This window comes from Terrabacter sp. P2_E3, from assembly GCF_056403915.1.
Genome location: NZ_JBFUEN010000004.1, coordinates 249,806 through 261,628, shown reverse-complemented (window position 1 = coordinate 261,628; position 11,823 = coordinate 249,806). Strand labels below are relative to the sequence as shown.

The 11,823-nt window shown below is 70.8% G+C and carries 8 protein-coding genes and 1 riboswitch; of the genes, 2 read left to right on the top strand and 6 right to left on the bottom strand.

The features are described from left to right. Window positions 1-81: 81 nt before the first annotated feature. The 3 genes from purH to AC1DW8_RS07200 all read right to left on the bottom strand — a co-directional run bounded on the left by purH (window position 82) and on the right by AC1DW8_RS07200 (window position 6,409). On the bottom strand, window positions 82-1,716 hold the full coding sequence (purH, locus tag AC1DW8_RS07210) for a bifunctional phosphoribosylaminoimidazolecarboxamide formyltransferase/IMP cyclohydrolase (RefSeq protein WP_478092896.1): 1,635 nt from the start codon (window positions 1,714-1,716) through the stop codon (window positions 82-84). Window positions 1,717-1,788: 72 nt separating this feature from the next. After that, window positions 1,789-1,865: riboswitch (ZMP/ZTP riboswitch) on the bottom strand. Between the two features lie 8 nt (window positions 1,866-1,873). Beyond that, on the bottom strand, window positions 1,874-2,530 hold the full coding sequence (purN, locus tag AC1DW8_RS07205) for a phosphoribosylglycinamide formyltransferase (protein ID WP_442297275.1): 657 nt from the start codon (window positions 2,528-2,530) through the stop codon (window positions 1,874-1,876). Window positions 2,531-2,569: 39 nt separating this feature from the next. After that, entirely contained in the window at window positions 2,570-6,409 is a 3,840-nt protein-coding gene (locus tag AC1DW8_RS07200; protein WP_478092894.1) for a hypothetical protein, read from the bottom strand. Window positions 6,410-6,645: 236 nt separating this feature from the next. Here AC1DW8_RS07200 and AC1DW8_RS07195 point away from each other — a divergent pair, with 236 nt between their 5' ends. Then, a complete protein-coding gene (locus AC1DW8_RS07195; protein WP_478092892.1) occupies window positions 6,646-7,038 on the top strand; it encodes a hypothetical protein in 393 nt (130 codons plus the stop codon). A gap of 52 nt (window positions 7,039-7,090) precedes the next feature. Here the strand turns inward: AC1DW8_RS07195 and AC1DW8_RS07190 are convergent, their stop codons facing one another. After that, window positions 7,091-8,326 carry a cell division protein PerM gene (locus AC1DW8_RS07190; RefSeq protein WP_478092890.1) on the bottom strand — a complete coding sequence of 412 codons (1,236 nt, stop codon included), beginning with the start codon at window positions 8,324-8,326 and terminating at the stop codon, window positions 7,091-7,093. 265 nt (window positions 8,327-8,591) lie between these two features. Here AC1DW8_RS07190 and AC1DW8_RS07185 point away from each other — a divergent pair, with 265 nt between their 5' ends. Beyond that, complete coding sequence (locus tag AC1DW8_RS07185) at window positions 8,592-9,293, top strand: polysaccharide deacetylase family protein (protein ID WP_478092888.1); 702 nt, start codon at window positions 8,592-8,594, stop codon at window positions 9,291-9,293. A gap of 146 nt (window positions 9,294-9,439) precedes the next feature. Here the strand turns inward: AC1DW8_RS07185 and sucD are convergent, their stop codons facing one another. Next, entirely contained in the window at window positions 9,440-10,333 is an 894-nt protein-coding gene (gene sucD / locus AC1DW8_RS07180) for a succinate--CoA ligase subunit alpha (protein WP_056778339.1), read from the bottom strand. 32 nt (window positions 10,334-10,365) lie between these two features. Continuing rightward, the gene (gene sucC / locus AC1DW8_RS07175; protein ID WP_056826801.1) at window positions 10,366-11,553 is read right to left on the bottom strand and encodes an ADP-forming succinate--CoA ligase subunit beta; all 1,188 of its coding nucleotides are present in this window, start codon (window positions 11,551-11,553) and stop codon (window positions 10,366-10,368) included. Window positions 11,554-11,823: the final 270 nt, after the last annotated feature.

Sequence of the window (11,823 nt, the reverse complement as noted above, 5' to 3'; positions counted from 1 at the left end):
GCAGTCGAAAGGCCAGTTCCCCGTGAGGAGAACTGGCCTTTCGACGTTCCGAGAGGGGCCGGACGTGGCCTCTCGACGGTGTCAGTGGGCGAAGTGGCGCGTCCCCGTGAAGTACATCGTCACGCCGGCCGCCTTCGCGGCCTCGATGATCTCCTCGTCGCGGATCGAGCCGCCGGGGGCCACGACCGCGCGGACGCCGGCGTCGAGCAGGATCTGCAGTCCGTCGGCGAACGGGAAGAACGCGTCGGACGCGGCGACGGAGCCACGGGCCCGCTCCTCCCCCGCGCGGCGCACGGCGAGGTAGCACGAGTCGACCCGGTTGACCTGGCCCATCCCGACGCCGACCGCAGCGCCGTCCTTGGCGAGCAGGATCGCGTTGGACTTCACGGCGCGGATCGCGCGCCAGGCGAACTGCAGGTCGGCGATCGTCGCCTCGTCCGCGACCTCACCCGCGACGAGCCGCCAGTTCGCGGCGTCGTCGCCACCGGTCACGGCCTCGCCCTCGCCGCGCACGACGGCGTCGACCTTGTCGACGGTCTGCACGAGCAGGCCACCGCTGATGGCGCGCGTCTCGATCGGGTCGGCTGCCTGCGCCATCCCGGCGGGCAGGCGCAGGACACGGAGGTTCTTCTTGGCCGTGAGGATCTCGAGGGCCTCGGGCTCGTAGTCGGGCGCGATGATGACCTCGGTGAAGACCGGCTTGGCGGCCGCCGCCATCGCCGCCGTGACGGTGCGGTTGGCCGCGATGATGCCCCCGTAGGCGCTCACGGGGTCGGTCGCGTGGGCCCGCTCGTAGGCCTCCTCGATCGTGCCCCCCACGGCGATGCCGCACGGGTTGGCGTGCTTGATGATCGCGACGGTCGGCTGGTCGCCGTGGTCGTGCGAGGCACGCACGGCGGCGTCCGTGTCGACGTAGTTGTTGTAGGACATCTCCTTGCCGTGCAGCTGCTCGGCGCTCGCCACGCCGGGACGCCAGTGGCGGTAGAGCGCCGCGCTCTGGTGCGGGTTCTCGCCGTAGCGCAGGGCGGCCGCACGGTCGAAGGTCGCGCCCGTCCAGGCCGGGAAGCCGGTGCCGTCGCTCGTGTCGGCGACGACGTTCCCCATCCAGTTCGCGACGGCGTTGTCGTAGCTCGCCGTGTGGACGAACGCCTCGGCCGCGAGGCGGCGACGCTCGGTCAGCGTGAAGCCGCCGGCCCCGAGGGCCTGCGTCACGTGGGCGTATGCCGCTGGGCTCGTCACGATCGCGACGCTCGCGTGGTTCTTGGCCGAGGCGCGCACCATCGACGGACCGCCGATGTCGATCTGCTCGACGCACTCGTCCTCGCTCGCACCCGACGCGACGGTCTCGCGGAACGGGTAGAGGTTGACGACGACGAGGTCGAAGGCCTCGACGCCGAGGTCGGCGAGCTGCTGGACGTGGTCGGGGTTGCGGGTGTCGGCCAGGATGCCGGCGTGCACCTTGGGGTGCAGCGTCTTGACCCGGCCGTCGAGGCACTCGGGGAAGCCGGTCAGCTCCTCGACCTGCGTCACGGGCACCCCCGCGGCGGCGATGGTCTTCGCCGTCGAGCCGGTCGAGACGATGGCGACCCCGGCGGCGTCGAGGGCCCGGGCCAGCTCGTCGAGACCGGACTTGTCGTAGACGGAGACGAGGGCCCGCTTGATCGGGCGGCGGCCGTCGGTGTCGGTGGACGGCGCGGCGGACGGGGCAGCAGTCATGGGGTGCACTCCTGGTTCGGTGACATCGGTCGCGGCGCATCCGGTCGGTCTGACCAGACGGCATCCGTTCTCGCGAGGCACCCAGGCGGTCGATGCTCCCGACGTCACTCCCCGGTGGTGTCCCACCCGCGCCAGTCGTGTGCGACCAGCGTAGCGGTCAGGGCCGCCCGATCCGAACTCGTCGTCCTTCGACGGCGAAGCCCTCACGCGCCAGTCGGCTCACGACGTCGACGAGCAGGTCTCGCTCCTGGACCTTGATCCGCTCGTGCAGGCTCTCCTCCGTGTCGTCGTCCTCGACCGCCACGACCCGCTGCTCGATGATCGGACCGGTGTCGACGCCCGCGTCGACGACGTGGCACGTCGTGCCGGTCACCTTGACGCCGTAGGCGAGGGCGTCGCGCACGCCGTGGGCGCCGGGGAAGCTCGGCAGCAGGGCGGGGTGGGTGTTGACGACGGGCTGCGCCCCGAGGGTCGCCCGTCCGAGGATCCGCATGAAGCCTGCCGTCACGACGAAACGCGGTCCGGCCGCGGCGACCTGCTCGGCGAGGGCGCCGTCCCAGGCGGCTCGGTCCTCGAAGTCGGCGGGCCGCACGAGGAACGTCGGTATGCCGGCCCGCTCGGCCCGCTCGAGCCCCGTGCACGGGCGGTCGGCCCCCACCGCGGCGATCCGCACGCCGTAGTCCGGGTCGGCCGAGGCGTCGACGAGCGCCTGGAGCAGGGTGCCGGAGCCGGAGACGAGGACGACGACGGGCACCGGGTCACCGGCGGCACCACCGTCAGTCCACGTCGATCGGCGGGCAGCGGCGTTCGTCATGGCGCGAGTCTAGGGGGCCCTACGGAGGCCGATCCCCCCTCACCGGGGTCGCACCGTGAGCGTGGCCGCCCGGCTGGCGGCGACACCTGCCTCGTTGGTGAACACGGCGCGGTACCGGGTTCCCGTGACAGCTGACGTGACGCCGGCGACGACGAGCCGCCTGGAGTCGGCGCCCGCGATCGTCACCCAGGTGCGGCCGCGGTCCCTCGACCTCTGCCACGTCACAGTGGGTGCGGGTGCCCCGCTCGCCGCGGCCGTGAACGTCGCGGTCGCGCCGGACCTCACGGTGACGTCCTGTGGGTCCGACGTGACGCGCGGCGCCTGGGTCAGCACGGTGAGCACGGCCACACCGGTCACGGCGGAGCCGCCGACGTTGGTGAACTCGGCGCGGTACCGCGTCCCGGACTGGGACGACCGGAGGTCGGTGAGAGTCAGCCGGGCGGTCGTGGCGCCGGCGATCTGCGTCCACGTCACGCCCCCGTCGCCCGAGCTCGACCACTGCACGTTCGGTTGGGGGTCACCGGAAGCCGCAGCCATGAAGGTCGCCGTGCCTCCAGCGAGACCGTTGGTGCTGCTGGGTGAGGTCACGACACGGGGCGCAGCCGGAAGGACCGTCAGCGTGACGATGCCCGAGTTCGCCGTCCCGGTCGCGTTGGTGTACCTGACGACGTACTGCTCACCGTTCTGGGCGTACGTCACTGCCGGCAGCGTGAGGCTCGGGCTGGTGGCATCGGGGATTGCCGTGAAGGTCGGTCCCGCCGTGACGCGGTACCACTGCGCGGTCGGGGCCGGGTTGCCCGTTGCGCTCGAGGCGAAGGTCACCGACTCGCCGGCGGTCACCGTGGTGTTCGCCGGGACGAGGCCCAGGGAGGGCGCCACGGCCGCCTCGACGACCAGGCTCTGCTCGGAGGCGGTCGCCGCGAACACCGCGTTCGGCGTGGTGCGGATGACGAGACGGTACGTGTCGGCCGGGAGACCCTCGAGCGTCCGTGCCACCAGCCCGTCCGCGTTCACTGCCTGGTTGACCACCTGGATGTCCGGCCTATCCGTCTGGTTGGCAGAGCGGAAGAGCTGGAAGTCCACCCGGGCCCGGGTGATGTCGCCCGGGTGGCCGTCGTCCACCTGACCCAACGTGGCCGTCATGACGGCGAGCCCGGGCGCGGTCACCGCTCGGGTGGTGCTGGTCAGCGTGGCGTCCTCCGGGGTGACGGTGGTGGCCCCGCTGTAGCCCAGGACGTAGTGGTCGCTCGAGTAGCCGCCGCAGCCGTTCAGCGGGTAGCTGCCCGGCTCCGCCGTGACCTCCCCGGTCGCAGAGACGAGACCGATGAGCCGCTCGCATCCGGAGAGCGTGCCGGTGATCCCGTCGAGGGCGAGGGGTTCAGGGATGAAGGGTGACAGCGAAGGCGCCGGGTCCGAGTACTGCAGTGGTCCGTCGCTCACGGTGATGAGGAACGCGCTCGGCCTGACCTGGAACGCCCTGCTGACCGGGGTCGCCGCCGGGAAGACACCGTCCCCTGCCTGCGAGGCCGTGATGCTGCACGTGCCCACCCCGGTCGCGGTGACGGTGCCGGAGTCGAGCTGGCACACGCTCTGGGAGCCGGGGTCCACGGCGAACGTGACGGGAAGCTGAGACGTCGCCGAGGCACGGATGCCCTGCGTCTCGTAAGGCCGTCCGTAGATGTTGCTCTTGCTGAACTGCATGTCGGCCGGGGGTGCGAACTCGATCGCGTTCGTCGGCTCGGACACCGTGAACGAGCGTGTGTCCGAGGCGATCTGCCCTGCGGCGTTGGTGACCTTGACACCCACGTGGCTGGGCCCGCTCTGCTCGAACGCCAGGACGAGCGTGGGCGAGCCGGGAACGATGCAGAACCCGCCGGGGGCGCCCGGGCACGTGTAGAGCCACTCGTAGGTCAGCGGGCCGGAGTCGTCGAGCACAGACGCGGTGAAGGTGACCGGCACTCCTTGCGGCGCCTCCCACGGCCCATCGAGCCGGACCTGCGGCGGAGCCACCGGGGCTGCGGGGTCCGGCGGTGTGCCGTGGACCATCTCGAGCACGTTGGCGGTGCGCCCCTGACCGTCGACGTACGTGATGTCGTCCCGGAGGCACGACATCCATGACATCCCGCTCGGCGCGATGGCGCCGCCTCCGGGATAGCACGAGGTGTCCAGCGCCGTGTCGCCGACCGGGGCGATGTTGAACAGGTACTTGCCCGTCGCGTTCTGGGTGCGCTCGGCGATGTAGGTCTCACCACCAGGCCCGCGGAACGGGAACCACGTGGACTGCCATTCCGGTGTCACCGTGCCGTCGGGAAGAACCTGCTGCAGGATCCACCAGCCCTCTCCATGCGGTCGGACCCAGAGAGATCCCTCGTCATCGGGCAGGTCCACGGAGATTCTCGGCGTCTGGCCCCAGCTCGTCACGGACCCACCGGACGCGACACCGTTGAGGAACTGCGGCTCCGCCTCGGTCCACGCAGGCGCGTTGCCCTCGCTTCCCGTGGCAGGCGCGTTCGCGCACTCATGCAGCTCGACGCCGACCTGGATGAAACCGCTGCAGCCCCACTCGGGCTCGGGGAAGGTCTCGTTGAGGAAGGTGGCCATCATTCCCGGGTAGGCATCAGCCTGCTTCATCAGTGCAGCCAGATCAGGGGTCCCCTCCGCCTTCGTGAGCAGCTCGGCCAGCTTCTTCGGCGCCTCGAGGTCGCTGTTGATCTGGATCGATGCGACGGTGGTGGTGACCACGATGTCGACGATGGCGCCCACCACCGACGTGATGGCACCGAAGACCTTGATCCCGGCCGTCAGCCGGGCCTCAGCCATCGCAGCCGCCTCAGTAGCGCGAGCCGCTGTCTCCGCATCGGCGATGGCGGTCACGGCCCCAGCCTTGAGGGAGTTGGCAGCCCTGAGCGCCGCGAACGAGCGCAATGCCTGCGCGTCGGCGGCGGCAGCCTCTGCGATCTTGATCGTGGCCTCGGCCCCCTGCAGGGCGGGGCTGGCGACGAACTTCGCCCGGGCCGCGAACGGGAACAGCTTGGTCACGAAGAGGTTGTCCGGTCCCAACGGGACGGCCAATGCCCGCGCGATGGGGATCGCGGCTCCGCTGGCGGCCAAGGAGACACCCATCCCCACAAGTGCGGACACCTGCCCCGCATGAACGGTGAAGTCGTTGTACGTCAGTGGGTTCCACGCGTTCGTGACTCCCTGTGACAGCGCCTCCAGCTGGAGGTACTGCCCGTACTTCACGAACTGGTCATAGGTCGGCCGGGGTGGGGAGAAGACGAGGAAGCTGAAGATCGTGAGCCCTGACTCGGTGCAGATCGTCGTCCCTCGACCGTTGTACTCGGCCGTGGTGTCGTACCGGCCCGGCGGGTGGTAGTTGCAGTAGCCGTCGGACCCGTTCCGCGGCTGGGGGGCATAGGTGTCGGTCTTCGTGTACGTGCTCTCGGTGAGTCCTGACCACTTGACGTACTCACTCACGGCAGCCTTCGCAGCGCCGATCTGCGTGCGTCGCACCTTGGCGGAGAACCACGCGTGGACGAGTCCCTCCGTCGCCGTTCTGCTCGCCGCCGGCTTGAGCATGATCACCCCGAGGTCGGCCCAGAGCTGGGTGCGGATGTCGTCGCGGGCGAGCGCCCGGACGCTCAGCTCGTCGCTCGGTGGGAGCGACTTGTTCTGGAGCACCTCGGCGACCGCCTTCGTCTCGAAGGCCGTGAGTGCCGCCTGGGTCTCAGCCGAATACGGCTGGGGCAGCGGAATGTGCAAGACCGGATCCTGCACCAGGTCGAAGAGCTTGATGATCGGTGGTGGGGCCGGTGGTTCGGCGGCCGCGGCAGAATGTGAGGGCGTCACCGTGGCGACCGTGAGGGCTGAGGCGGTCACGAGGCCGAGTACGGCCACCATTCGCGAGAATCGGCTCATCACGGTTGGGCTCCTCTGCCGAGTGCACCCCCGCCGACTCAGCATGGCAGGCCGCGCACCGTTCCATCGACGAATCGTCAGATGGGGCAATGCCAGCGGATGGGAGAGGGGGTGTGCGCGCTCGGTCGCCGGGGCAGTGCCACTCTGGACGGCTCCCGGCCTCCTGCGCCAGCTCGCGATGGGCGAGGATGGACCACATGACCGAGCCGCAGCAGGAGCAGGAGATCGCGTTCGCCCGTGAGAAGGCGAAGCGCACCCTGCCCATCGCGCTCCTCGTGCTGCTCGGCCTCGTGGCGATGTACCTCCCGCTGCCGAAGCGCTTCGTCGCCGCGCTGCCGCTCGTGCTCGCGATCGTGCTGACCGTGCGCCTGCTCCGCTTCCTGTCGACGCGCGGCGGCAAGGAGAAGATCTGGCCCGTCGTGACCCTTGTCATCTCCGGCATGCTGCTGTCGTCCCTGGCGCTCCAGGTCGTCTTCTACGACTCGGTCCACGCCTACGAGGAGTGCGTCGCCGGGGCGCAGACGAGCATCGCCGAGGGCGACTGCGCGCCGCTGAAGGACGCCGGGATGATCGGCCTCGTCGCCCGCTGAGGCCACCCCGACCGTCCCGCGTCAGTCCGTCAGCCCCCGTCGACACTCCCCGTCAGTCCGCCTCGGGGGCTGAGGTCTCCGCGTCCGCACCGGCCTGCGTCGCGACCCCCGACTGGTGCTCGCGCTCGCGCTGCTCGGCGCGACGGTCACGGAGCACGAGCACGCCCGTGAAGAGCAGCGCACCCCCGACGACCTCGGCCGTCAGGGCCGCAGCGAACGACCAGAGGTGGGCCCCGACGGCCGAGAGCCGGTCGACGCCGACCGCACCGTTGCCGAGAGCGGTCAGGGCGACGACGACCACGACCGCGACGAGCGCCGCCACGGCCGTGGCCGACAACCGGGCCCGCACGTTGCCGAAGAACTCGAGCTCGGCGTCGACCCGACGACCGAGCCACAGGCCGACGAGCACCGGAGCCAGCACGACGGCATACATCGTCGCCGGGTAGTCGCTGGCCTGCGGCAGCGCACCGAGCACGGGCACGAGCGGCAGCAGCCCGGGCTGGGCGGCTCCGGCGGAGATCGTCGAGCCGAGGGCGACCTGGAAGCCTGGGCCCGCGAGGAACGAGAGGGCCCACGTGGCCGCGTTGCCGAGGAGGGCGACCTGGGCGAGCGCGATGATGGCGATCGCCCCGAGGTTGGCGCCGTACTGGTCCTGGATGTCGGCGACGGTCGACCACGACACGACGAGTCTCACGACGACGACGACGAACCCGAGGGCGAGCAGCACGCCCGCCCCGCGCCAGCCGGTGCGCCACACCGTCGGCAGCCACGTCGGGCCGCGCCGGAACCACGTGCGCACGAACGCCGGCGCGCTCTCGTCGTCGGGCCGGAGCATGACGAAGCCGAGCGCTGCGAGCGGCACGAGCAGCGACCCCACGACCGCGGCGACGCCGGGCGTCGCCGGGCCCCCGAGGGTGAAGAGCGCGAAGACCGCCGACACGAGGCCGTAGCCGATGACGAAGCCGGGCACGACGCCCCACTGCGCGACGCGGCTCCAGTCAGTCGCACCGACGCGTAGCCGTTCCGTCGCCGCGAGACGACGGGCGAAGCGGTAGGCGATGAGGACGAAGACGAGCAGGAGCAGCAGCGGCGTCATGGAGATCGCCACGGAGCCGGCACCGACGGACTGTCCGTGGCCGAGGAACCAGAGAGCGCTGGCGACCGAGACCGCCGAGAACCACCCGACCGAGCTCTCGGGCGCAGCCACCCAGCCGATGAGCGCGGGCAGGACGACGACCGACCACGTGCCGACGGCGGCGAGGGCGCCGGCGCGCAGGCCAGCCGGCATCGCCGTCGAGGGGCTGGTCGACGAGGTCGCCGACGTGGTCGTCGACGTCGTGGTCGTGCTCGGCGGGGCCAGTGGTCTCACTCCTGCGCTGCGGGTCCTGCGGGCTCGTGCGTGGTCGCTCCCATGGTCACAAGATCCCCGCCACGGAGCGAGCGCCCACGCCGATGGGGCCCGAGAGCGGCCGGATGTGAGGCACGGATCAGCCCCGAAGCCCCGCGCGGCCGGCCCGGCGGGCGGACGATGGAGGTGAAGGGGATGACCCATCATGAACAGCAGAACCCTCCACCTGCTGGCACCCCTGCTGGCAGTGCTCGCCCTCATCGTGGCCGCCGTCGGCCCGACCGCCCGGGCCCCGACCCCGCGCGCCTCCGTCGTCGCCACCGCGCCGCTCGAGGTCGCCTCCGTGCCTGTCGCCTACGCGGGCACCGTCTACCTCACCTTCGACGACGGTCCCAGCTCCACCTACACCCCGAAGGTCCTCGCCGTCCTGCGGAAGTACGGCGTGCACGCCGTCTTCTTCGAGCTCGGCCAGAACGTCTCGTGGTACCCGTCGATCACCCGCAGCCTGCGCAGCAACGGCAACCTCATCGGCAACCACACGTGGAGCCACCCCGACCTCACGACGTTGTCGACGTCCGCCGTCACGTCGCAGCTGAACCGGATGGAGTCGGCCCTCGGCCACCGGCCACGCTGCGTGCGACCGCCCTACGGGGCGACGAGCTCGCGCATCGCGACGATCATCGCCAACCGCGGCCAGCGCCAGATCCTCTGGACCGTCGACCCGCGCGACTGGTCCCGCCCCGGCACCACGACGATCGTGAGCCGCGTGCTCGCGAGCGTCCGGGGCGGCTCGCGGATCCTCCTGCACGACGGAGGCGGTGACCGGTCGCAGACGGTGGCCGCCCTCGACCTGCTCATCCCGAGGCTGCGGGCCCGCGGCTTCGTCATCGGCCTGATGGCCTGCTGACCACCGATCGCGTATGCCGTCCCCCCGGGCCACGCGCCCGGGCGCCGTGGGCGAAGGGCCGGCCACACGGCATACGCCCTCGGGAGACAGCAGAGCGGGCGGCCACCCAGAGGTGACCGCCCGCTCGGAAACGCTGCTGGCGCAGGCTACTTCGCGAGGTCCTTCATGATCTCGCGCATGAGGTCGGCCGTCTCGGACGGCGTCTTGCCGACCTTGACGCCCGCGGCCTCGAGGGCCTCCTTCTTGGCCTGCGCGGTGCCCGAGGAGCCGGAGACGATGGCGCCGGCGTGGCCCATCGTCTTGCCCTCCGGGGCGGTGAAGCCGGCGACGTAGCCGACGACCGGCTTCGTGACGTGCTCCTTGATGTAGGCGGCCGCACGCTCCTCGGCGTCGCCACCGATCTCGCCGATCATGACGATCGCGTCGGTGTCGGGGTCGTTCTGGAACGCCTCGAGGCAGTCGATGTGCGTCGTGCCGATGATCGGGTCGCCACCGATGCCGACGGCCGAGCTGAAGCCGAAGTCACGCAGCTCGTACATCATCTGGTAGGTCAGCGTGCCCGACTTCGAGACGAGGCCGATGCGGCCGGTGCCGGAGATGTCGGCCGGGATGATGCCGGCGTTGCTGACGCCCGGGGTGATGAGGCCGGGGCAGTTCGGGCCGACGATGCGCGTCGTGCCCTTGTCCTTGGCGTAGTTGTAGAACTCCGCCGTGTCCTTGACCGCGACGCCCTCGGTGATGACGACGGCGAGGGGGATCTCGGCCTCGATCGCCTCGACGGCCGCGGCCTTGGTGAACTGCGCGGGCACGAAGATCACGGACACGTTGGCGCCGGTGGCCTCGATGGCCTCCTTGACCGTGCCGTAGACGGGGACGGAGACGCCGCCCTCGAAGTCGACCGTCGTGCCGGCCTTGCGGGGGTTGACGCCGCCGACGATGTCGGTGCCGGACTTGAGCATGCGCTGGGTGTGCTTCATGCCCTCGGACCCGGTCATGCCCTGGACGATGACCTTCGAGTCGGCGTTGAGGAAGATAGCCATGTTCGCTCGTTCTCTCTTCTGTGGCGAGGGGGTCAGTTGGCGGCGGGCCGGGAGGCGAGCTCTGCGGCGCGGCGCGCGGCGCCGTCCATCGTCGGCTCGATCGTCACGAGCGGGTGGTTGCGCTCCTGGAGGATGCGGCGACCCTCCTCGACGTTGTTGCCGTCGAGGCGCACGACGAGCGGGCGGTCCTCCTCGTCACCGAGCGCGTCGAGCGCTCCGACGATGCCGTTGGCCACGGCGTCGCAGGAGGTGATGCCGCCGAAGACGTTGACGAACACGCTCTTGACCTGGGGGTCCGAGAGGATGATGTGCAGGCCGTTGGCCATGACCTCGGCGCTGGCGCCACCACCGATGTCGAGGAAGTTGGCCGGCTTCTGGCCGCCGAACTCCTCACCGGCGTAGGCGACGACGTCGAGGGTGCTCATGACGAGCCCCGCGCCGTTGCCGATGATGCCGACGGAGCCGTCGAGCTTGACGTAGTTGAGGTCCTTCTCCTTGGCCGCTGCCTCGAGCGGGTCCGCGTGGGCGGTGTCCTCGAGCGCCTCGTGGTCGGCGTGGCGGAAGCCGGCGTTCTCGTCGAGCGTCACCTTGCCGTCGAGGGCGACGATCTGGCCGTCCTCGGTCTTGACGAGGGGGTTGACCTCGACGAGCGTGGCGTCCTCCTCGCGGTAGACGGTCCACAGCTTCTGGATGACGTCGGCGATGGCGGCCTTGTCGCCCTCGTCGAAGCCGGCGGCGTCGACGATCTCCTGCGCCTTCGCGGCGTCGATGCCCGTGTTGGGGTCGACGGCGACGCGAGCCAGGGCCTCGGGGCGCTCGACGGCGAGCTGCTCGATCTCCATGCCGCCCTCCTTGGAGCACATGGCGAGGTAGGTGCGGTTGGCACGGTCGAGCAGCACCGAGAAGTAGTACTCCTCCGCGATGCGGGCGCCCTGGGCGATCATCACGGTGCCCACGGTGTGGCCCTTGATGTCCATCCCGAGGATGGCCTCGGCAGCGGCCTGCGCCTCGTCGGGGCTCTTCGTGACCTTGACGCCACCGGCCTTGCCGCGGCCGCCGGTCTTCACCTGCGCCTTGACGACGGTGACACCGCCCGACTTCGGTCCGATCTGCTCAGCGGCCGCTCGGGCCTGCTCAGGGGTGGTGGCGATGGCGCCGGCCAGCACGGGCACCCCGTGCTTCTCGAACATGTCGCGGGCTTGGTACTCGAAGAGATCCACGGGTGGGGTCCGTCCTCGTCGTCGATTCGAATCGTCGTCGATCGCGTCGCTGCGGCGTCCCGGGGCCCACGTGCTCACGCTCTCGCGCTCGGACGGGCCCTGCGCCGAGGCGCAACCGAATCAGGCTGTCCCTCGGACTCTAGTGGCTGTGACGTGTGGCGACCCCATCGGGTGCGCCCGACCGGACGAAGATCACACCGACGTCTCACCCCGCCCCGGCCCTCCGTTTCGCGCGCTCAGCGCACGAACGCGCGAGACACGCAGGTGCGC